The sequence below is a fragment of the Kitasatospora sp. NPDC056181 genome, from assembly GCF_042266225.1.
Lineage (GTDB): Bacteria > Actinomycetota > Actinomycetes > Streptomycetales > Streptomycetaceae > Kitasatospora.
This window is the reverse complement of the sequence record NZ_JBHJUK010000034.1, coordinates 9,888-32,235: the sequence shown is the minus strand read 5'-3', so window position 1 is coordinate 32,235 and position 22,348 is coordinate 9,888. Positions and strand designations below refer to the sequence as shown.

The following is a 22,348-nucleotide window of genomic DNA, read 5'->3' as shown; positions in this document are numbered from 1 at the left end:
GAGAGCTCCGGCGGGCGGGTTTCGGGGCGGCGAGCCGCGATGTGGAATGTCCGGAAGTTCCCCTAATGTGACGCTGTCCCGGGGGGCCTGGCCGTTCGGGGCGCGATGAGTACGGGTGAGTACTGCGGTAAGGATGGGAAGGGGATCGATGGAGCAGCGCGCCGTCGTTCGTTGTGCCGAGGGGCACCTGTTCAGCACCACCACGTTCCCGATGCAGAACCTCGGGCCCGGTCGGCTGGGGCCCGGCCGGTTGATCCGCTGTCCGCAGTGTGGACGGCTGCGGAGTTCGGTGCTGGCCGACGTACGGGAGCTGTCCGAGCCGCAACTGGCCCGGGCGATGCGGCTGGAGGCCGCGGAGTTCCTGGCCTGACCGGGACGGAACCCGCGTAGCGGCGGGACGGGAGTGACAGCTGCGGCCCCGGGCGATTCGTCCGGGGCCGTGTCGTGCACGTAACCTCGAAGCGTGCTGCTCTCTGACAAGGACATCCGGACCGAAATCGACAAGGGCCGGGTCGTGATCGACCCGTTCGACCCTGCGATGATCCAGCCCTCCAGTATCGATGTGCGACTGGACCGCTTCTTCCGGGTCTTCGAGAACCACCGTTACCCGCACATCGACCCCTCCGAGGAGCAGCCGGACCTGACCCGGCTGGTCGAGCCGGAGGGCGACGACGCGTTCATCCTGCACCCGGGCGAGTTCGTGCTGGCGTCGACCTACGAGGTCATCACGCTGCCCGACGACGTCGCCTCGCGGCTGGAGGGCAAGTCCAGCCTGGGCCGGCTCGGCCTGCTGACGCACTCCACGGCCGGCTTCATCGACCCCGGCTTCAGCGGCCACGTGACGCTGGAGCTGTCGAACGTCGCGACGCTGCCGATCAAGCTGTACCCGGGGATGAAGATCGGGCAGCTGTGCCTGTTCCGGCTCTCCTCGCCGTCCGAGCACCCGTACGGCTCGGAGCGGTACGGCTCGCGCTACCAGGGCCAGCGCGGCCCGACGCCCTCCCGCTCGTTCATGAACTTCCACCGCACGAAGGTCTGAGCAGGAGCGCGGCAGAAGGACCGGCAGGACGAGGACGGACCCAGAGGGCACGCACGGCGGGCGGCCACCCCAAGAAACAGGGGGTGGCCGCCCGCGGCGTTCACGGGGCTGCTCAGGCGCGCTTGGGGCGGGTGACGGCGACCAGCTCGCTGCCGTCCTCGGAGAGGCGCAGTTCGGTGCGGAGCTCGGCCAGCTCGCCGAGGTGGTGCAGGTGGGTGCCGCCGCAGAAGATCTGCGCGGGGCCCTCGGGCAGCTCGCAGTGCCACTGGCGGCGGGCGGTCAGCTCGGGGCCGGGGACGTCGATGCGCACGGCGGCGTCGGCGGCGACCCAGGCGGCCAGCTGCCGGTTGACGGCCTCGGTGAGGGCGGGCAGTGCGTCGGCGAGGGCCGGGAAGTCCTCGGTGGCGTCGGTGGTGAAGCCCTTCTTCCGGAGCGACTTGCCGAGCCGGTAGGTGTCGGTGCTCGCCTCGGTGTCCATCACCGAGGTGTCCATCGCGAGGCTGTCGAAGTCGGGGTTGCCGAAGGCGTCGGCGCGGCCCGGGTCCTTGCGCCAGCGCGGGGCGAGGGCGGCGTTCAGGGCGAGGGCGAGCAGGTGGCAGCCGCTGTGCGAGGCGCAGAGGGCGGCGCGGCGCTCGGTGTCGACGGCGAGCGACGCGACCTTGCCGGCCAGGTCGCCCGGGTCGCCGTCGACCACGTGCAGGACCAGCCAGGACCACTCCTCGTCGCCGCGGCGGACCGGGATGTCGGCGCCGACCAGCGGTGCGCCGCCGTCCGGGCCGACCGCGCCGGTCAGGCAGTCGACGACGGCCAGCTCGGTGCCGTCGACGGTGAGGGTGCCGAGGTCGGCCGGCTGGTCGGGCCAGGTGTGGTCGAGCGGGTGGAACGGGGTCGCCTCGGTGACGACCGCGTACCGGCCGCCGTCCAGCGGGTGCACCGCGAGCACCGGGGACTCGCCGGTCACCGCCCCGGCCGGGAAGCTGACGTGGGTGGTGGGGAGGGTCATGCCTGGCTCCGAGCGCGTGAGGGTGGTGGAAGCGGAACGGGCCCCGCAGGCGGGGCCCGTCGTCCATTCTCCCCCGTGGCCCCCGACAAACGGCCGGGGCGCCAAATCGGCCCGGGCACCGCTGCCGGATCGGCCTGGGGACCGCGGCCGGGTCAGCCCAGGGTCGGCAGCTTGATCAGCACCAGCAGTGCGAGGAGCTGCAGCGCGGCCGCTCCGGCCGCCTTGCCCCAGGGGAGGTCGTGCAGCCGGCGGACCATGGTGGTCAGCAGCACGGCGCAGAGCACCCAGGTCGCCCAGCCGACGACCTGGACCACCATGTTGTCGGACGGCAGGACCAGGGCCAGCAGCAGCCGGGGAGCGTCGGTCATCCAGCCGATCAGCACGGCGAGGCCGACCGTCGACTTCCACGGGCCGTCCCCGCCGAACTGGCGGGCCAGTGCGTACGTCACCCCGCCGAGCACGGCGCCCGCGAGGGTGAAGCAGACCGCGGCGGCGAGGATGGCGGTCAGGGCGACGCCGAAGGTCGACTTGAAGACGTCGTCGCGGGTCAGGCCGATGCCGAGCACGGCCAGCGCGCCGTACAGCAGCGAGACGGTGAGGGCGGGGAGCCAGACCTGGTGGTCGCGGGTGCGGTCGAAGGTCGCCGTCGGGTTCCGGAAGATGCCGACCAGCAGCTCGCGCCAGGCCGGGCGCGGGCCGGAGACGTGCGGGGCGGACTGGCCGCCGGCCCGGTAGACCGCGACGTTGTCCTGGGCGTAGCCCTGCTCCTGGGCGTAGCCCGGCTCCTGGCCGTAGCCGTACTGCCCGCCCTGCCCGTCGTAGCCGGCCTGCCCGTCGTAGCCACCCTGGCCGCCGTAGCCGCCCTGGCCGCCGTCCGGGTACGGCTGCCCGTACTCCTGCGGGTACCCCTGCCCCTGGTAGGGGTACGGCTCGCCCCCGTACGGGTCGCCGCCGGTCGGGAACGCCCGGGTGTGGCCGGGCTGGTCGGCGGCGTACGGGTCGTGCCCGCCCGGGCCCCCGTGCGCCTGTCCGCCCCCGTGCCCCTGGCCGCCCCCCGGCGCCCCCCGGTGCGGGGCCGTGAAGTACTCCGGCCCGTCCGTCTGCCCGTACCCCCCGGGCTGCCCGTAGCCCCCGGACGCCCCCGGCGGGGGCGGAGGGGCCGACCACCCGCCCCGGGGTTCGGCGCCCTGACCGCTGTCGTATCGATTACCAGCCACGTTCCGAAGGTACCCGTCCGGCTGACTCCGCGTCGGCCGGGCACAGGGCCGGGGCAGGTTTGCAGCGAGCCTGTGACGGCCGGGGCCGGGGGCCCGACGGCGCCCCGGCCCTCCCGTCGTCAGCGCTGCGCGGTCACCTTCGGCGCGTGCACCACGGCCGCGGCCGTGGTCCCGGCCGGGCAGCCGCCCGGGCCGGCCGAGGTGCGGACGGCGCCGACCGGCAGCAGCGTGCCGCAGGCGACCCGGATGCCGCTCGGCAGCTCGTTGTCGGCCTGGACGATCGCGCCGTCGCCGATGACCGCGCCGTCCAGCGCGGTCCGGTCGCCGATGGTGGCGTACGCGCCCACGATCGAGTCCTTGACCAGGCAGTCCGGGCCGATCGAGGCGCCGGGCAGGATCACGCTGCCCTCGACGATCGCGCCGGCCTCGACCACCGCGCCCTCGGAGACGACGCTGCCCCCACTCAGCACCGCACCCGGGTGGACGGTCGCGCCGGGCAGCAGCAGGGCGTCGCCGGTCGGGCCGGGGACGGCCGGGGAGTCGACCTTGCCGAGCACCAGGTCGGCCGAGCCGCGGACGAAGGCGGCCGGGGTGCCGAGGTCCAGCCAGTACGAGGTGTCCACGACGCCGCGCAGCAGCGCGCCGGTGGCCAGCAGCTCGGGGAAGGTCTCGCGCTCGACCGAGACCTCGCGGCCGGCCGGGATGCGGTCGATCACCGACCGGGTGAAGACGTAGCAGCCGGCGTTGATCTGGTCGGTGACGATCTGCTCGGGCGTCTCCGGCTTCTCCAGGAACTCCAGGACCCGCCCGTTGCCGTCGGTCGGGACGAGGCCGAAGGCGCGCGGGTCCTCGACCCGGGTGAGGTGCAGGGTGACGTCGGCCCCGGCGGCCACGTGGCCGTCGCGCAGGGCCGCGATGTCGACGCCGGACAGGATGTCGCCGTTGAAGACCAGGACCGGCTCGTCGGGGCCGCAGGTGAGCCCGGAGGCGGCGTTGCGGATGGCCCCGCCGGTGCCCAGCGGCTCGCGCTCGGTCAGGTAGACCAGCTCGATGCCGTAGGGGGTGCCGTCCTGGAAGTGGTCCTCGAAGACCTCGGCCAGGTAGGACGTGGCCAGCACCACGCGGGTGACCCCGGCGGCGGCCGCGCGGGCCAGCTGGTGCGCGATGAACGGGACGCCTGCCACGGGCAGCATGGGCTTGGGGGTGTGGGTGGTCAGCGGACGCAGTCGCGTGCCCTTACCACCGACCAGCATGATCGCCTCGGTCATGGTCTGCGCTGTTCCCCTTGTGGTCTCTGCGGCCCGGCCCGGCGGGCCGATACCTCCGTCGGTGGTCAGGACACCCGCCCGGTGGGCCGGAACGGGTCGACCGGCACAGGGCCGGTCCGGCGCCTACTGTATTTCCTTCCAACCGGGACGCCTCCCGGCGGTCCGGCGGTTGGCGCCCGGGCCGGACCGCTCCGGCCTGCGGCGCGAGCCGGGAAGCCGGGCGGGAACCGGTCGGACCGGGGCGGCGGGCCCGTTGCCGGGCCCGGCGCGGCGCCCGCTCGCGGGCCCGGCGAAAAGCCCGGCCCGGCGGGCGCTCGTGGCACCCACCGGGCCGGGCAGTTGTGACAGAACTGTCGAACATCGGGACGTGCTCGCGGCCCTCCCGGGACCGTCCGCCGGCCCCGAACGCCTCAGCGCCCGGTCCCGTCCGTCAGGTCTCAGGCGTCGACCGTCTCCGCCTCCGCGTCGGCCGGCGGGGTCGCCTTGACCGAGTCGAGCAGCAGCTGGGCGACGTCCACCACCTTCAGGTGCTCCTTCGCGGCGCCCTCGTTCTTCTTCCCGTTGACCGAGTCGGAGAGCATCACCAGGCAGAACGGGCAGGCGGTGGAGACGATGTCCGGGTTGAGGGACAGCGCCTCGTCCACGCGCTCGGTGTTGATCCGCTTGCCGATGCGCTCCTCCATCCACATCCGCGCGCCGCCGGCGCCGCAGCAGAAGCCGCGCTCCTTGTGGCGGTGCATCTCCTGCTGGCGCAGGCCGGGGACCTTGTCCATGATCTCGCGCGGCGGGCTGTAGACCTTGTTGTGGCGGCCCAGGTAGCAGGGGTCGTGGTACGTGATCAGGCCCTCGACCGGGTTGACCGGGACGAGCTTGCCCTCGTCGATCAGGTGCTGGAGCAGCTGGGTGTGGTGGATGACCTCGAAGTGACCGCCCAGCTGCGGGTACTCGTTGGCGATGGTGTTGAAGCAGTGCGGGCAGGTGGCGACGATCCGCTTCTTCGGAGCGTCCTCCAGCGCCGCGTTCAGGGTCTCGACGTTCTGGGCGCCGAGCATCTGGAAGAGGAACTCGTTGCCCAGGCGGCGGGCGGAGTCACCGGTGCAGGACTCCTCCTTGCCGAGGATCGCGAACTGCACGCCGGCGGTGTGCAGCAGCTCCGCGAAGGCCTTGGTGGTCTTCTTGGCGCGGTCCTCCAGGGCGCCGGCGCAGCCGACCCAGTAGAGGTACTCGACCTCGGCGGGGTCGATGTCCTCGCCGATCACCGGCACCTCGATGCCGGTCTCCTTCTTCAGCTCCTTGACCCAGTCGAGGCGGGCCTTGGTGGCCATGCCCCACGGGTTGCCCTTGTTCTCCAGGTTCTTGAGCATCGTCCCGGCCTCGGTCGGGAACGAGGACTCGATCATCACCTGGTAGCGGCGCATGTCGACGATGTGGTCGATGTGCTCGATGTCCACCGGGCACTGCTCGACGCAGGCGCCGCAGGTGGTGCAGGACCAGAGGACGTCCGGGTCGATGACGCCGTTCTCCTCGGCGGTGCCGATCAGCGGGCGCTCGGCCTCGGCCAGGGCGGCCGCGGGGACGTCCTTGAGCTGCTCGGAGGTGGCCTTCTCGGTGCCCTCCATGTCCTTGCCGCCGCCGGCCAGCAGGTACGGCGCCTTGCCGAAGGCGTGCTCGCGCAGGCTCATGATCAGCAGCTTGGGCGAGAGCGGCTTGCCGGTGTTCCAGGCGGGGCACTGCGACTGGCAGCGGCCGCACTCGGTGCAGGTGGAGAAGTCGAGGATGCCCTTCCAGGAGAAGTGCTCGACCTGGGAGACGCCGAAGACGGCGTCGTCGGCCGGGTCCTCGAAGTCGATCGGCTGACCACCGCTGGTCATCGGGCGCAGGGCGCCGAGCGCGGTGCCGCCGTCCTCCTCGCGCTTGAAGTAGATGTTGAAGAACGCCAGGAACCGGTGCCAGGCCACACCCATCGAGGGGTTGATGCCGATGGTGGTCGCCCACGCGAACGAGATGCAGATCTTCAGCATCGCGAAGAAGTAGATCAGGTTCTCCAGCGTGCCGTGCGACAGGCCGCTGAGCGCGGAGACCAGCGGGTACGAGAACAGGTGCTCGGGCCCGTACGAGTCGACGCCGTTGAGGGCGCCCTCCAGGGAGCGCAGCATCAGGATGCAGAGGCCGATGCCGAGGATCGTGTACTCGACGTAGAAGGCCTGCCAGGCGATCGAGCCGGCGAAGCGCGACTTGCGGCCGGACCGGGACGGCAGGCTGAGCAGCCGGATCACGATCAGGGTGATGATGCCCAGCGTGGTGAGGGTGCCGAGCAGTTCGACGAAGAGCTGCCAGAGCATCCAGTGGCCGATGACCGGCAGCGCGAAGTCGGCGTCGAAGAGCTGGCCGAAGGCGTTGACGATGGTCAGCACCAGGCTGAAGAAGCCGACCGCGACGAACCAGTGCGCGACGCCGACGACGCCCCACTTGTTCATCCGGGTGTGGCCGACGAACTCGACCGCGACGGTCTTCACCCGCTGCGCGGGCTCCCCGAACCTGGTGGGGTCGGACTGGCCGGTCCGCACCACCTTGAAGATGTACAGCGCCGCACGGGCGGCGAGCGCGGTGCCGATCACGAACGTGACCAGCGAGATGACGATCGCTGCTAGTTGCATCGGCTCTCCGTCTCCTGCGGCTTTGCTGGGTTGGCGGTATCTCCGGAGCGAGTGTACTCGTCGGTAACTTCCTGGGCCGACGGCCCGGACATTACCGTTTGTCAACTCTTCTCCAGAAGATGTTCAAGGTATGGCGGCAGTCACGTGAGTGCACACTCACCACGCCCGCCGGCCGGGCCCGTCCGGCCCCGGCCCCCGCCACGCTCCAGCGGATCCGCTCAGCAAAGTTGAGCGACGCCGACTCATGGCTGTTGACGCTCTCCACCGAGTCGTGCATCCTTGAGCCCGTAAAGCTCAACTCTTCCGTGGAGGTACCAACGATGGCACGCGCGGTCGGCATCGACCTCGGTACGACGAACTCGGTCGTCAGCGTCCTTGAGGGTGGCGAGCCCACCGTCATCACGAACGCCGAGGGTGCGCGGACCACGCCGTCCGTCGTGGCCTTCGCAAAGAACGGCGAGGTCCTCGTCGGTGAGGTGGCCAAGCGCCAGGCCGTCACCAACGTCGACCGGACCATCCGCTCGGTCAAGCGCCACATGGGCACCGGGTGGAAGATCAACCTGGACGGCAAGGACTTCAACCCGCAGCAGATCAGCGCGTTCGTGCTGCAGAAGCTGAAGCGCGACGCCGAGGCCTACCTGGGCGAGACGGTCACCGACGCCGTCATCACCGTCCCGGCGTACTTCTCCGACTCGGAGCGCCAGGCCACCAAGGAGGCCGGTGAGATCGCGGGCCTCAACGTCCTGCGCATCGTCAACGAGCCGACCGCGGCCGCCCTGGCCTACGGCCTGGACAAGGACGACCAGACCATCCTGGTCTTCGACCTCGGCGGCGGCACCTTCGACGTCTCGCTGCTGGAGATCGGCGACGGGGTCGTCGAGGTGAAGGCCACCAACGGTGACAACCACCTCGGTGGTGACGACTGGGACCAGAAGGTCGTCGACCACCTGGTCAAGGTCTTCCAGGCCGGCCACGGCGTCGACCTGTCCAAGGACAAGATGGCCCTCCAGCGTCTGCGCGAGGCCGCCGAGAAGGCCAAGATCGAGCTGTCCTCGTCCTCCGAGACCTCGATCAACCTGCCCTACATCACGGCCTCCGCCGAGGGCCCGCTGCACCTGGACGAGAAGCTCACCCGGGCCCAGTTCCAGCAGCTGACCTCGGACCTGCTGGAGCGCTGCAAGGTCCCGTTCCACAACGTGATCAAGGACGCCGGCATCTCGCTCTCCGAGATCGACCACGTCGTCCTCGTCGGCGGCTCGACCCGCATGCCCGCCGTCGCCGAGCTCGTCCGCGAGCTGACCGGCGGCAAGGACGCCAACAAGGGCGTCAACCCGGACGAGGTCGTCGCCATCGGCGCCGCGCTCCAGGCCGGTGTCCTCAAGGGCGAGGTCAAGGACGTCCTGCTGCTCGACGTCACCCCGCTGTCCCTCGGCATCGAGACCAAGGGCGGCATCATGACCAAGCTGATCGAGCGCAACACCACGATCCCGACCAAGCGCTCCGAGATCTTCACGACGGCCGAGGACAACCAGCCGTCCGTGCAGATCCAGGTCTACCAGGGCGAGCGCGAGATCGCCGCGTACAACAAGAAGCTCGGCATGTTCGAGCTGACCGGTCTCCCGCCGGCCCCCCGCGGCCTGCCCCAGATCGAGGTCACCTTCGACATCGACGCCAACGGCATCATGCACGTCGGCGCGAAGGACCTCGGCACCGGCAAGGAGCAGAAGATGACCGTCACCGGCGGCTCCGCGCTGCCGAAGGACGACATCGAGCGCATGATGCGCGAGGCCGAGCAGTACGCGGAGGAGGACCACAAGCGCCGCGAGTCGGTCGAGACCCGCAACCAGGCCGAGCAGCTCGTCTACTCGACCGAGAAGTTCATCGCCGACAACGCCGACAAGCTCCCGGCCGACGTCAAGACCGAGGTCGAGACCGCCATCGGCGAGCTCAAGGAGGCCCTGAAGGGCGAGGACATCGCGGCCATCCGCGACGCCTCCGAGAAGGTCTCCACCACCGCCCAGAAGCTCGGCCAGGCGCTCTACGCCAACGCCGACGCCGCGGGTGCCGCCCCGGCCGGTGACGCCGCCGGTGCCAAGGACGACGACGTCGTCGACGCCGAGATCGTGGACGACGAGAAGCCCAAGGGCGGTGCGGCATGACGGAGAAGCCGCAGGGTGCTGAGCCCGGCGACGACTCCGCCGCCGAGGAGGCCGTGATCAAGGCTGCCGAGGAGGCCGCCGCGGCCGGTTCGGCCGGCGGGGACGAGCTCGCCGCCGCCAAGCGCGAGGCGGCCGAGCGGACGGCCGACCTCCAGCGTCTCCAGGCCGAGTACCAGAACTACCGCAAGCGGGTCGAGCGCGACCGTCTGACGGTCCGGGAGATCGCCGTCTCCAACATCCTGGAGTCGCTGATCCCGGTCCTGGACGACATCGGCCGGGCCCGCGAGCACGGCGAGGTGACGGGCGGGTTCAAGTCCGTCGCCGAGTCCCTGGAGACGGTCGTGGCCAAGCTGGGCCTCCAGCAGTTCGGCAAGGAGGGCGAGCCCTTCGACCCGACCATGCACGAGGCGCTGATGCACAGCTACTCCTCGGACGTCACCGAGGACACCTGTGTCCAGATCCTCCAGCCCGGCTACCGGATCGGCGAGCGGATCATCCGCCCGGCGATGGTGGCGGTCGCGGAGCCCCAGCCGGGCACCCAGACCACCGCCGCGCCCGACGCCGACAAGGCTTCGGACGCCGACAAGGCCGACGGTGGGTCGGAGAGCTGACAACCCGTGCGCTGCGGAGTCGTACGTCGTCCAGTACGACGGCCGGCTCCGCAGCGCCGTCTCCGTCGACGGCAGGACGCCCCTGCCTGTTGACAGCACATTGACTATGGATCGTGGGAGGTGGCGGCAGCCATGAGCGGGCGGAGCGAGCGAATCGCCGAAAGGTGCGCTTTGCGCGAAGCGGCTGCCGAGCGCCGCGAGGTGGGCGCATGAGCGAGCGAATCGGTGACAGGCGCGTGCTGCGCGAAGCGGCTGCCGAGCGATGCGAGGTGGGCGCATGAGCGAGCGCAGCGAGCGAATCGGTGACGGGGGCGTGTTGCGCGAAGCGGCTGCCGAGCGAAGCGAGGTGGGCGCATGAGCGGCAAGGACTACGTGGAGAAGGACTACTACAAGGTCCTCGGCGTGCCCAAGGACGCCTCCGCCACCGAGATCAAGAAGACGTACCGCAAGCTGGCCCGCGAGTTCCACCCCGACGCGAACAAGGGCGACAGCAAGGCGGAGGAGCGCTTCAAGGACATCTCCGAGGCCTACGACGTCCTCTCGGACGAGAAGCGCCGCAAGGAGTACGACGAGGCGCGCACCCTCTTCGCCAACGGCGGCTTCCGCTCCGGCGGCCCCGGCGGCGGCAACTACAGCTTCGACTTCGGTGACCTCTTCAACGGCAGCCAGGGCGGCCCCCCCGGCGGTGGCGGCGGTCTCGGCGACGTCTTCGGCGGCCTCTTCAACCGCGGCGGCCGCCAGCCCCAGCCCCGGCGCGGGGCCGACGTCGAGACCGAGGTGACGCTCTCCTTCGAGGAGGCCGTCGACGGCGCGACCGTCCCGCTCCGGATGACCAGCCAGGCCCCGTGCCGCACCTGCAGCGGCACCGGTGCGAAGGCCGGCACCACCCCCCGGGTCTGCCCGACCTGCGTCGGCGCCGGCACCGTCAGCCGCGGCCAGGGCGCCTTCGCGCTCTCCGAGCCCTGCCGGGACTGCCGCGGCCGGGGCATGATCGTCGACGACCCGTGCACCGACTGCCACGGCAGCGGCCGGGCCAGCTCCGCCCGCACCATGCAGGTCCGGATCCCGGCCGGCGTCCAGGACGCCCAGCGCATCCGGCTCAAGGGCAAGGGCGCCCAGGGCGAGCGCGGCGGCCAGGCCGGCGACCTCTACGTCACCGTGCACGTCGACGCGCACCCCGTCTTCGGGCGCAAGGCGGACAACCTCACGGTGACCGTGCCGGTCACCTTCCCCGAAGCCGCCCTCGGCGGCACCATCGAGGTGCCGACGCTCAACGGCCCCTCGGTGAAGCTCAAGCTGCCCCCGGGCAGCGCCAACGGCCTCACCCTGCGGGCCCGCGGCAAGGGCGCAACCCGCAAGGACGGCACCCGCGGCGACCTCCTGGTCACCGTGGAGGTCCTGGTGCCGCAGCACGTCACCGGCGACGCGCTGACGGCTCTGGAGCAGTACCGCGAGGCCACCGCCTCCGACGACCCGCGAGCCGCCCTGTTCAAGGCGGCGAAGGGAGCGTGACGACCAGATGATCCCCGACAGCAGCCCCCTCGGCCCGATGGGCCCCATCGGCCCCGGGGTCGGCGAGGGTCTCCCCGGCGGCGCCCCGCGCGCGCGCCGCACCGCCCCGCCGCCGCAGTACGTCCTCACCGAGGACACCCCGGTCTACGTGATCTCGGTCGCCGCCGAGCTCTCCGGCCTGCACCCGCAGACCCTGCGCCAGTACGACCGCCTCGGCCTGGTCTGCCCGGACCGCACCGCCGGCCGCGGCCGGCGCTACTCCGCCCGCGACATCCAGCAGCTGCGCGAGGTCCAGCGCCTCTCCCAGGACGAGGGCATCAACCTGGCCGGCATCAAGCGGATCATCGAGCTGGAGAACCAGGTCACCGCCCTCCAGTCCCGCATCGCCGAACTCGCCGACTCCCTCGAAGGCGCCGCCACCACGCTCCAGCAGCGCGAGGCCACCATCCACGCCTCGTACCGCCGCGACCTGGTGCCCTACCAGCCGCCGACGCAGTCCAGCGCCCTGGTCGTCTGGCGCCCGAAGCGCTGACCCGGCCACGACGGCCCCTGCCGCCGGTTCCCTCCTGAACGGGGGGTGCCGGCGGCTGGGTGTTGATGAGAGAGTGCTGCATCAGGGCGACCGCCGGACGATCCGTCCGTCCTTGTGAGCCAGGCGCCGGATCGTGCTCTGCGTTTAAGATCCCTGGGCAGCGGACTTCAGTCGCGTTGACTTGTCCGGTCGACGACAAGGAGCCGAAAGTGAGTGATCGAGAACAGCTGGTGCACAACCACAGTCGCTCACCGATCCTGTCCTCAGACGCCCGCGCGCTCTACCTGAAGGCGTTGAACGAGGACGGCCGGCTCAGCCGAGGCAGCTGCACACCGCACGAGGCCGCCGCCCTCGACGAGTTGATGGAGCTCGGCCTCCTCATATCGGACAGCGACGAGCCGGGTTCGCTGTTCGCCGCCGATCCCGCGAAACTCGCCGCCAGTCTGAGCTCGACTTGGCAGCGCCAGGCGCTCGATCTGCTGGCCCGTGCCGTGGCAATTCCCGGCGACCTGGGCGAGCTGGCGGAAGCGTTCCACAATCCCGACCAAAGCGGCGGCCCCATTGAATACGTTCAGGGCCGGGCACTCATAAATCAACGGGTTCAGCAGGCGATGGCGAGCGGAATGACCGAAGGGCTCGCAATGCAGCCCGGCGGGCCGCGCCCCTCGGAACTGCTGACCTCGTTCATCCAACGCGATCTCGACATAATCCGCCATGGCGCGTCCATGCGGACGATCTACAACGCCAGCACCCGGCACCACCAACCGACCAGGGATTACGTATCCACGCTGGCCAAAGAGGGCTGGCAGTTCAGGACCCTGGACGAGCCTTACACACGGCTCCTGATCGTCGACCGGCGCCTCGCCGTGATTCCGGTGGTGGGCGACCACGTCGCCGCTTTCGTCCACGATTCCGCGGTCATCAACTACCTCGCGGAAGAGGTGTTCGAGCGGAACTGGAGCCGGGCGCTCGACTTCGACGGCGACCGCACCATCCCGCAGCAGGTCGTCTCGCAGCTCAGGCACACGATCATCGACCTGCTGCTGGCCGGCACGAACCACCGGGTCATCGCGCGCCGGCTCGGCATCAGCGAACGCACGCTGGCCCGGCACATCGCGGAAATGCGCGAGGAGCACAACGTCGACTCGCTGTTCCAGCTCGGCTACGTCCTCGGGCAGTCCTCCGGGACGACCGCCTGAGCGCCGACGCCACTGGCGTGCAGAAGTTTCCGGACACGGGAAGAAACGATTCCTCGCCGGCTTGGCCGTGCCGCCCGCGGTCCGCACCCGCGCAGGCCCGAGCCCGGGGAGGTGCCTTCCCCGGACGGCCCCACGGCCGGACCGCCGCCCACACGGGCGGCGCCTCGTTCAAGCAGCACCAACGGCGGACGGTCGCCGCGCGACCTCGACCCGAGTCACCCCGCGAAACCGCCTAGCCCCGCACCTCTTCGGCCGGGCCGGGCAATTCGCGAGCACTCAATGCATCGTCATCTCACCAGTGGAAATCGTCGGCGAGGGCCTGAGTCGTCGACCCGGTTCCCTGACCGGGCACACTCTCGGCACCCGCATAACCCGCGCCGAGAGCGCCGACAGCGAAGATGGAAACGCCGACAACGGCGGACAGTACAGCCTTACGGACAAGTCGGTACATACGAGACACGGACCCATCCCTCCTTCTCAAGCTCCGCGAGCTGGACTTATAGCACTGGCGTCCACATGATGCCGCACGGCACGCTACGGTGTCATCTCCCCTACGGCGCAGGCAGCGTCATCTCTATGCCAGGCATCCAGATGACAGGGCGGAACGCTGGACGGAGCCGTCGGCGCTGATAGACGATCAGTTCGCTCCCGATGGTCCGGCGGACGAAGCAGAGTTGCCGCTGTACCGTCAAATATCAGTCTGATGACTTCAGAATCTTTGAAGCAGCAACCAACCGCAGCGCCCACCGGCACCGCATCTTCCCCGGTCGGCCTTCCCCCGGAGTCGACAATGACCGAGCCCTACCTGCGTCACCACGACAGCCAGGCCCCTGAGGGCCGGCGTGCACGAGTCTTCCTGGCCGCGCCGCTGATGCGGTTGACCGGGCCGGCGGACAGTGTGGTGACCCTGGCCAGCCGGACGCGGCTGACGACGCTTCGCACCACGCTCCTGCGCAGCGGCGCCGCCGTGTACAGCGCGCACCACAGCGACGCCTGGACCATCGCCGGCCGGGCCCCCGAGCCGCGCGTCCCCTCCGACTTCCGCGCGCTGCAGTCCGCCGACCTGGTCTTCGCGTACGTCGGCGCGCCGCTCTCCGCCGGGGTCAGCCTGGAGCTCGGCTGGGCCTCGGCCCTGCGGAAGCCGATCGTCCTGCTGGTGGACGAGGCGATCACGCACAACCCGCTGATCGCCACCATCGAGCAGGTCGCCCCCGTGCTGCCGCTCGTCTTCGACGACACCTGGTCGCAGGAGGCCCTCCACCACACCGTGGAGACCGCCCTCGACTGGGCGGGCATGGCGCTCTCGCTGCGCGAGGGCTTCTGGACCGCCCCCGGCGAGCAGTTCACCGTTCCCCGTCAGCAGCCCCCGGCCGTCGGCCGGAGCGGCTACTGGCCGAGCAGCGCCGCCACCGGCTGATCGCGTTTCGCACCACGGCAGTTCACGCATCGGACTCCCCCGTCCGGGCTTCCCGCATCCGCCAGCCCAGCTGGAAGAGCGTCTCCGCGCCGTGACGGCGGCGGAGGCGGGCGATGTGGGCGGCGACACTGCGCTCGCTGAGGTGGAGGCGGGTGGCGATGGTGCGCTGGGTGAGGCCCTGACGGAGCAGGTGCCCGACGCGGGTGGTGGTGGGGTGCGCGGTGGTGGCGGTCACGGGGTGGTCGACCGGGGCGGCCCGGGACCAGTCGCGTTCGAAGAGGGCCACCAGGAACGCGACCGTCGCGGGATTGTGGACGAAGGCCGCCCTGGTCTCGTCGTCGGCGGCGGGGACGACCGCCACCGAGCGGTCGAAGACCAGCATCCGCTGGTACGGCTCGTCCAGCACCCGGACCTCGGCGCCGTGTCCGGCCATGGACCGCACGTGCTCCACCACCACCCGGTCGGCGACGGCCAGCGGCTGGTAGAGGGTGCGCATCGCGCAGCCGCGCTTGAGCAGCGCGACGTCCTGGGGCATCGCCATCCGCAGGGCGGCGGCCGGCCGGGGCCCGGGCTGGGCGGCGAGCAGTTCCTCCGTGCAGTCGGAGAGGAGCTCGGAGATGCGCTGCCGGATCCCGGCGGTGCCCTCGATGTGGACGGCCTCCAGCGGGACCGCCGGGCGGGGCACGGCGTCGTACGCGCGGATCAGGTCGTCCAGGGCGGCCGGGAGGCGTTCGGCGCGAACGAGCAACCGGGTTGCCTCGGTGCGGAGTTCGGCGCCCAGGCGGTCGCTGACCGAGCGCGGGTCGACGGCCGTGTACCCGGCGGCCGGGTACCCGGCGCAGGCCCGGTAGTCGGCGGCGGCCGGGACGAGCAGGCCCTGGTCCAGCAGGCCGGCCAGGGCGGGGCCGTCGGCCGGGGTGAGGGCGGCCGCGGACAGGTGGCCGCCGGCCGCGACGGCGGCCAGGTAGAGGGCCTGTTCGGCGGCGGTGGGCCCGGCGGACGCGGCGACGGCGGTTTCACCGTTCATCGGGGCCGCCCCTCATCAGCCAGCCGAGCTGGAACAGCGTCTGCGCGCCGTACCGGTCGCGCAGGCGGGAGATGTGGGCGGCGACGGTGCGTTCGCTGAGCCCCAGCCGGGTGGCGACCGCGCGCTGGGTGAGGCCGCGGGCGAGGAGCCGGCCGACCCGGTCGGGGGTGTCGCGGGTGGGGCCGTTGGCGTGGGCGGCGGTCCAGTCGGGGGCGTCGGCGCGGGCCCAGTCGCGTTCGAAGGAGTTGACCAGGAAGGCGATCGCGGCCGGGTCGGTGATGAACGCGGCGGTGCTGTGGTCCTCGTTGGTGGAGAGCACCGCGACCGAGCGGTCGAAGACGAACATCCGCTGGAACGGCTCGTCCAGGATGCGGATCAGCGACCCGTGCCGGGTGACCTCGTCGGCGTAGGCGAGGGCTGCGGGGGCGGAGACGGCCACCGGCTGGTAGACGGTCCGCAGCGAGCAACCGCGTTGCAGGAGCTGGAGGTCCTGCATGAGGGCGATCTTCAGGGCCTCGGCGGGGCGGTGGCCGGGCTGGGCGGTGAGGACCTCGGTGCGGCAGTCGGAGACCAGCTGCGAGATGCGGTGGCGGATGTGGACGTGGCCCTCGATGTAGACGGCGCCGCCGGAGCGCTCGGGCGGCCGGGGCATGGCGTCGTAGGCGCGGGTGAGGGAGTCGAGTGCGCCGGGGAGGTTCTCGGCGCGGACGAGCAGCCGGGTGGCCTCGCTGAGCAGTTCGGCGCCGAGCCGGTCGCTGACCGAGCGCGGGCTGACGGCGGTGTAGCAGGCGTCCATGGGGTTGGGCATCAGCAGGCCGATGTCGACGAGCCGGCCCAGTGCGCCGCGGTCGCCCTCGACGACGTCGGCGGACGGGATGCGGCCGCCCGCGTCGAGGATGGCCAGGTAGAGCCGGCGGGCCTCGTCGTCGGGCTCACCGGACGACCCGGCAATGCCCGGAGCGGCCGTCGGGTCCGCCGTCACCTCGAACACTCCCTGCCGGATGGATCTCGGATACGCCTGTACTTCGCGGTCTGTGCTTCTGGGTCCGCACGCGGGGGCGCGTGCCCCGCAGCCGGTGCTTCGGGTACGCAGGTGCCGCGGCCGCCAGGTGTCCCGCCCGCTTGCCGGTCATGATCCCAGCACCGCGCGCAGCACGCGATCACGGTACTGCGAGCCGGCGGACCCCCGGGTCCCGGGTGCCGTCGCACGCCGGGAGGCCGGGGGCCGCCGGTGCCACGCCAATGTCTAGGCGCTTCCGGCGAGGCGGAGCAGCAACGCCTCGCCGACTCCGGTCCCGGGTGCCATCACCACACATGGCGTCCGGCCGGCGCTCTTCCCCCCGATATGCAGGTACGGACGTGCCGTGAGCATCCAGTTCTGAAGAGCAAGTCACCACCATCGGGCTGCGGTTGCCCGGACGACCTGGCGTGGCTCCACCCTCACAGCGTGACGGCCGGTGAACAAGTGCCGCCCGAGTGCATGTTCTCGCAATTGCAGGAACCTGCATCCGGCGCTCGGAGCGGGTTCCCGCGCGATGCGCCGCCCGTGTGCAAAACCGCTGGTCACGGGGGTCGGCGTGTGGAGTCCGACCGTCCGGTCATTCGGTACGGAAGGGCGGGCCCGGTGACCGGCCCGCCCGTGGTCCGACCGTGCGCCGCCCGCCCGGCGCGCCGGAGGCCGTCCGCCCCCGCGGCGGCCGACGCCCGGTCAGCGCGCCAGCAGCCGCCCGCCGGCCAGCCCGGCCGCGGTGCCGGCGGCGGCCACGGCCCAGGCGGCGACCAGCAGGACGAAGAGCCCGGCGGCCAGCCCGGTGAACCCGGCGAAGCCGGTGTGCCGGGCGAGTGCGGCCGCGCCGGTGACACAGGTGCCGATCGGGAAGGTGTACGCCCACCAGGTCATCGCGAAGGCCATCCCGGCCCGGCGGGCGCGCAGGTTGGCGGCGGTGGCGACGGCGAGCCAGAGCATCGCGACGCCGAGCACGGCCACGCCGTACAGCTCGGCGAAGGCGAGGGCGGCGGGGGCGAGTTGGGGGGTGACCGGGCGGGCGGCGTCGGCGAGCTGGTGGACCGCGGTGGTGGACTGGCCGAGCGGGCCGAGCACCAGGAAGAGCGACGGCGTGAGCGCCAGGGCCGGGATCTTGCTGTGCACCAGTCCGGTGAGCACCACTGGCAGCATGGCGAGGGTGGCCAGCAACCCGACCCCGAACAGGGCCCAGCAGCCGTACAGCATGGCCTGCTGCGGGGTGCCGGCCGGCAGGTGCGGGACGAGTGCGGGGCCGGTGGAGGCGGCGACCAGCGGGGCGACGACCGGCAGCAGCCAGGTCGGGTTGGCCTCCAGCGGGGAGACGGCGTGCCGGGTGATCATCAGGTACGGGATGCCGGCCGCGACCGCCAGCGCGTACAGGGTGCCGGCGCTCCAGAGCACCGCGTCCAGGGCGACGGCGGGGCCGGTGCCGATCACCCGCGAGCCGAGCACCAGGGTGCCGAAGCCGACCGAGAGCAGGGCCATCGGCGGACAGCCGTAGAAGACGGCGGTGGCCGGGGTGTCCAGCAGGTGGCCGCGGGCGGCGGCCCGGTGCCGGGTGAGGTGGAGCACCCGGGCGGTCCCGAGCACCACCAGCGCGGCCAGCCCGAGGCCCCACATCAGCTCGCCGAACCCGGTCAGCCCGGGGAGCGCGACGGGCAGTGCGGCGGCGCCGTTGCCGACGATCGCGGTGCCCATGACCGCCGCGTACCAGTTCGGGCTCAGCTGGGCGAGGTCGGGACGGACGTGCAGGAACGGTCGGGGGCTGTCGATCACGGTGGCCATGGAATCCACCGTGCCGTCGGCGGCCGGGCTCCGGTAGCGGCCGGAGCTCTATGAGGGCATAGCCTGAACCTATGACCCTCTCCCCCCGCGTCCCCGAACTCGGCGCCCTCGAGTTGCTGCTCGCGGTGGCCCGGCTGGGCAGTGTCGGCCGGGCCGCGGCCGAGCTGGGGGTGAGCCAGCCGACCGCCAGCGCCCGGATCAAGGGCATGGAGCAGCAGATCGGCGTCCCCCTGCTGGACCGCTCGCCCCGGGGCAGCCGGCCGACCGAGGCGGGCCGGCTGGTGGTCGAGTGGGCCCGCCAGGTGGTGGAGGCGGCGCAGGCGCTGGACGCCGGGATCGACGCGCTGCGCGAGCGGCGGGACGCCCGGCTGGTGGTGGTGGCCAGTCTGACCGTCGCCGAGTACCTGATGCCGGGCTGGCTGCTGGCGCTGCACGAGGCCAGTCCGGGGACGGCGGTGACGCTGCGCACGGCCAACTCGGCGGACGTCGCCGGGCACGTGCTGGCCGGGGACGCGGACCTCGGCTTCGTCGAGGGCCCGTCCACCCCGCAGGGGCTGGCCGGCGCGGTGGTGGCCGCCGACCGGCTGGTGGTCGTGGTCGCGCCCGGCCACCCCTGGGCGCGCCGCCGGGAGCCGCTGACCGGGGCCGAGCTGGCGGCGACGCCGCTGGTGCTGCGCGAGCCCGGCTCGGGCACCCGGGAGGTGCTGGAGATGGCGCTGGCGCCGTACGGGGGTGCGGCGCGGCCACGGCTGCAGCTGGCCTCGTCGACGGCGCTGAAGGCGGCGGCGATGACCGGTGCCGGGCCGGTCTGCCTGAGCGAGCTGGCGGTGGTGGAGGAGCTGGCGACCCGGCGGCTGGTGGCGGTGCCGCTGGCGGAGGGGCTGGACCTGCGGCGCCCGCTGCGCGCGGTCTGGCCGGCCGGGCGGCGGCCGAGCGGCCCGGCCCGGGAACTGCTGACGCTGACCCGGCGCTCGCCGGGCCGCGGACCCCACAACCGTTCATCCGGAAGTCGAACCGCGGAAAGTTGAGTGGAATAGACTCAACTTAGTGCATGCTGTAGTCAGCAGGGTTCGGGCACCGGCCAGGGCCCACGCACCAGCAGGGATCCGCGCACCGCACGCGGGATCCACGTACGAGCAAGGAGGACACCCCAGCAGTGGACGCCAGCAAGTTCACCACCAAGACGCAGGACGCCCTGTCCGCCGCAATCCGGCAGGCGGGCGCCGCGGGCAACCCGGACGTCAAGCCGGTGCACATCCTGATCGCCCTGCTGGAGCAGCCCGAGGGCATCGCCAGGCCGCTGCTGGAGGCGGTCGGCGCGGACGCCGGCCGGGTCGACGACGGCGCGCGCCGGCTGCTGGCCGCGCTGCCCAGCGCGATGGGCTCCACCGTCGCCGCCCCGCAGCTGGCCCGCGACACCCTGGCCGTGCTCACCGAGGCCGGCAAGCGCGCCGACGACCTGGACGACCAGTACGTCTCCACCGAGCACCTGATGGTCGGCCTGGCCGCCGAGGGCGGGGCCGTCGCCGACCTGCTGGTGCAGCAGGGCGCCACCCCGAAGGCGCTGCTCGCCGCCTTCAAGGACGTGCGCGGCAGCGGCCGGGTCACCTCGCCGGACCCGGAGGGCACCTACAAGGCCCTGGAGAAGTACGGAACCGACCTCACCCAGGCCGCCCGGGACGGCAAGCTCGACCCGGTGATCGGGCGGGACCAGGAGATCCGCCGGGTCGTCCAGGTGCTCTCCCGCCGCACCAAGAACAACCCGGTGCTGATCGGCGAGCCGGGCGTCGGCAAGACGGCCGTGGTCGAGGGCCTGGCCCAGCGGATCGTCGCCGGGGACGTCCCGGAGTCGCTGCGCGGCAAGCGCCTGGTCTCGCTGGACCTCAGCGCGATGGTCGCCGGCGCCAAGTACCGGGGCGAGTTCGAGGAGCGGCTGAAGGCCGTCCTGAACGACATCAAGCAGAGCGACGGCCAGGTCGTCACCTTCATCGACGAGCTGCACACCATGGTCGGCGCGGGCGCCGGCGGCGACTCCGCGATGGACGCCGGCAACATGCTCAAGCCGATGCTGGCCCGCGGCGAGCTGCGGATGGTCGGCGCCACCACGCTGGACGAGTACCGCGAGCGGATCGAGAAGGACCCCGCCCTGGAGCGCCGCTTCCAGCAGGTGCTGGTCGGCGAGCCCAGCGTGGAGGACTCGATCGCCATCCTGCGCGGCCTCAAGGGCCGGTACGAGGCGCACCACAAGGTGCAGATCTCCGACGCCGCCCTGGTCGCCGCCGCCACCCTCTCCAACCGCTACATCACCTCCCGCTTCCTGCCCGACAAGGCGATCGACCTGGTCGACGAGGCGGCCTCCCGGCTCCGGATGGAGATCGACTCCTCCCCGGTCGAGATCGACGAACTCCAGCGCTCCGTCGACCGGTTGCGAATGGAGGAGCTGGCCCTGGAGAAGGAGTCGGACCCCGCCTCGGTCGACCGGCTCGACCGGCTGCGGCGCGATCTCGCCGACAAGAACGAGCAGTTGAGCGTGCTCACCGCGCGCTGGGAGCAGGAGAAGAAGAGCCTCAACCGGGTCGGCGAGCTCAAGGAACGCCTCGACGACCTGCACGGCGCCCTCGAACGCGCCCAGCGGGACGGTGACTTCGAGCGCGCCTCCAAGCTGATGTACGCCGAGATCCCGGCCGCCGAGCACGAGCTGGCCGAGGCGCAGGAGCGCGCGGCCACGGCGAACACCGACGCCGGCTCCGCCTCCCCCGCCATGGTCAAGGAGGAGGTCGGCCCGGACGACGTCGCCGACGTGGTCGCGTCCTGGACGGGCATCCCGGCCGGCCGGCTGCTGGAGGGCGAGAGCGCCAAGCTCCTGCGCATGGAGGACGAGTTGGGCCGCCGCCTGATCGGCCAGACCGAGGCCGTCCAGGTCGTGTCGGACGCGGTGCGCCGCACCCGTTCCGGCATCGCCGACCCGGACCGGCCGACCGGCTCCTTCCTCTTCCTCGGCCCCACCGGCGTCGGCAAGACCGAACTCGCCAAGGCCCTGGCCGACTTCCTCTTCGACGACGAGCGGGCGATGGTCCGCATCGACATGAGCGAGTACGGCGAGAAGCACTCCGTCTCCCGCCTGGTCGGCGCCCCGCCCGGGTACGTCGGCTACGAGGAGGGCGGCCAGCTCACCGAGGCGGTCCGCCGCCGCCCGTACAGCGTGGTGCTGCTGGACGAGGTGGAGAAGGCCCACCCCGAGGTCTTCGACGTGCTGCTCCAGGTGCTGGACGACGGCCGGCTCACCGACGGCCAGGGCCGGACGGTGGACTTCCGCAACGCGATCCTGATCCTCACCTCCAACCTGGGCAGTCAGTTCCTGGTGGACCAGAGCACCCCGGAGGAGCGGAAGAAGGCCCTGGTACTGGACACCGTCCGGGCCGCGTTCAAGCCGGAGTTCCTCAACCGCCTGGACGACATCGTGGTCTTCGACCCGCTGGGCACCGCCGAGCTCAGCCGGATCGTCGACCTCCAGGTGGCGAAGCTCGGCGAGCGGCTGCGCGAGCGGCGGCTCACCCTCCAGGTCGGCGAGGCCGCCCGGGACTGGCTCGCGCTCACCGGCTACGACCCGGCGTACGGCGCCCGTCCGCTGCGCCGCCTGGTGCAGTCCGCGATCGGCGACCAGCTCGCCCGGGCGATCCTCTCCGGCCAGGTGCACGACGGCGACACCGTCCTGGTCGAACGGGACGAGGAGGCCGACCGCCTCACCGTCCGTGCCCGCGGGCCGCTGGAGAAGTAGCGCGCCCGTGCCCCGGCGCGGGGGGGGGGGGCCCCGCGGGCGGGGGGGGGGCCCCCCCCCCCGGGCCGGGGGGCGGCTAAAAAAAAAAAAACCCCACCACCCAGGGAGGTAAGATTGGGG

The 22,348-nt window shown here is 72.1% G+C and carries 16 protein-coding genes and 1 pseudogene; 10 read left to right on the top strand and 7 right to left on the bottom strand.

Annotation, left to right across the window (positions count from 1 at the left end; all coding sequences use genetic code 11):
* Positions 1–133: 133 nt before the first annotated feature.
* Together ACFC1F_RS15860 and dcd are read left to right on the top strand one after the other, a co-directional pair.
* On the top strand, positions 134–370 hold the full coding sequence (locus ACFC1F_RS15860) for a hypothetical protein (protein ID WP_148643912.1): 237 nt from the start codon (positions 134–136) through the stop codon (positions 368–370).
* A gap of 93 nt (positions 371–463) precedes the next feature.
* Positions 464–1,039, top strand: coding sequence for a dCTP deaminase (gene dcd, locus ACFC1F_RS15855; RefSeq protein WP_209415614.1), 576 nt, complete (start codon positions 464–466; stop codon positions 1,037–1,039).
* A gap of 112 nt (positions 1,040–1,151) precedes the next feature.
* On the opposite strand, the gene ACFC1F_RS15850 is transcribed toward dcd, so the two are convergent.
* The 4 genes and pseudogenes from ACFC1F_RS15850 to ACFC1F_RS15835 all read right to left on the bottom strand — a co-directional run bounded on the left by ACFC1F_RS15850 (position 1,152) and on the right by ACFC1F_RS15835 (position 7,184).
* Complete coding sequence (locus tag ACFC1F_RS15850; RefSeq protein ID WP_376158705.1) at positions 1,152–2,042, bottom strand: metal-dependent hydrolase; 891 nt, start codon at positions 2,040–2,042, stop codon at positions 1,152–1,154.
* Positions 2,043–2,194: 152 nt separating this feature from the next.
* Complete coding sequence (locus ACFC1F_RS15845) at positions 2,195–3,259, bottom strand: Yip1 family protein (protein ID WP_376158703.1); 1,065 nt, start codon at positions 3,257–3,259, stop codon at positions 2,195–2,197.
* 194 nt (positions 3,260–3,453) lie between these two features.
* Positions 3,454–4,527, bottom strand: a pseudogene (locus ACFC1F_RS15840) (sugar phosphate nucleotidyltransferase); the annotation flags it as partial.
* A 437-nt stretch (positions 4,528–4,964) separates the two neighbouring features.
* Complete coding sequence (locus ACFC1F_RS15835; RefSeq protein WP_376158701.1) at positions 4,965–7,184, bottom strand: heterodisulfide reductase-related iron-sulfur binding cluster; 2,220 nt, start codon at positions 7,182–7,184, stop codon at positions 4,965–4,967.
* A 320-nt stretch (positions 7,185–7,504) separates the two neighbouring features.
* On the opposite strand from ACFC1F_RS15835, the gene dnaK reads away from it, so the two are divergent.
* From dnaK to ACFC1F_RS15805, 6 genes are all read left to right on the top strand, one after another.
* Entirely contained in the window at positions 7,505–9,343 is a 1,839-nt protein-coding gene (gene dnaK / locus ACFC1F_RS15830) for a molecular chaperone DnaK (protein WP_209415619.1), read from the top strand.
* A complete protein-coding gene (grpE, locus tag ACFC1F_RS15825; protein ID WP_209415620.1) occupies positions 9,340–9,954 on the top strand; it encodes a nucleotide exchange factor GrpE in 615 nt (204 codons plus the stop codon). The genes dnaK and grpE overlap by 4 nt, the downstream gene beginning before the upstream one ends.
* Before the next feature lie 354 nt (positions 9,955–10,308).
* Positions 10,309–11,466, top strand: coding sequence for a molecular chaperone DnaJ (dnaJ, locus tag ACFC1F_RS15820; protein ID WP_209415621.1), 1,158 nt, complete (start codon positions 10,309–10,311; stop codon positions 11,464–11,466).
* 7 nt (positions 11,467–11,473) lie between these two features.
* On the top strand, positions 11,474–11,998 hold the full coding sequence (locus ACFC1F_RS15815) for a heat shock protein transcriptional repressor HspR (protein WP_241002674.1): 525 nt from the start codon (positions 11,474–11,476) through the stop codon (positions 11,996–11,998).
* 209 nt (positions 11,999–12,207) lie between these two features.
* Positions 12,208–13,197: a helix-turn-helix domain-containing protein gene (locus tag ACFC1F_RS15810; RefSeq protein WP_209415622.1), complete on the top strand. Its 990-nt coding sequence runs from the start codon at positions 12,208–12,210 to the stop codon at positions 13,195–13,197.
* Positions 13,198–13,987: 790 nt separating this feature from the next.
* Positions 13,988–14,614 carry a hypothetical protein gene (locus ACFC1F_RS15805; RefSeq protein ID WP_148643904.1) on the top strand — a complete coding sequence of 209 codons (627 nt, stop codon included), beginning with the start codon at positions 13,988–13,990 and terminating at the stop codon, positions 14,612–14,614.
* A 22-nt stretch (positions 14,615–14,636) separates the two neighbouring features.
* On the opposite strand, the gene ACFC1F_RS15800 is transcribed toward ACFC1F_RS15805, so the two are convergent.
* From ACFC1F_RS15800 to ACFC1F_RS15790, 3 genes are all read right to left on the bottom strand, one after another.
* A complete protein-coding gene (locus ACFC1F_RS15800; RefSeq protein WP_376158697.1) occupies positions 14,637–15,641 on the bottom strand; it encodes a LuxR family transcriptional regulator in 1,005 nt (334 codons plus the stop codon).
* A complete protein-coding gene (locus ACFC1F_RS15795) occupies positions 15,631–16,623 on the bottom strand; it encodes a LuxR C-terminal-related transcriptional regulator (RefSeq protein ID WP_376158695.1) in 993 nt (330 codons plus the stop codon). Before ACFC1F_RS15795 ends, ACFC1F_RS15800 begins: the two co-directional genes overlap by 11 nt.
* Before the next feature lie 726 nt (positions 16,624–17,349).
* On the bottom strand, positions 17,350–18,450 hold the full coding sequence (locus tag ACFC1F_RS15790; protein ID WP_209415625.1) for a TDT family transporter: 1,101 nt from the start codon (positions 18,448–18,450) through the stop codon (positions 17,350–17,352).
* Positions 18,451–18,521: 71 nt separating this feature from the next.
* Here ACFC1F_RS15790 and ACFC1F_RS15785 point away from each other — a divergent pair, with 71 nt between their 5' ends.
* Positions 18,522–19,478, top strand: a complete 957-nt coding sequence (locus tag ACFC1F_RS15785) for a LysR family transcriptional regulator (protein ID WP_376158693.1) — start codon at positions 18,522–18,524, stop codon at positions 19,476–19,478.
* 128 nt (positions 19,479–19,606) lie between these two features.
* A complete protein-coding gene (gene clpB / locus ACFC1F_RS15780; protein WP_376158691.1) occupies positions 19,607–22,228 on the top strand; it encodes an ATP-dependent chaperone ClpB in 2,622 nt (873 codons plus the stop codon).
* Positions 22,229–22,348: the final 120 nt, after the last annotated feature.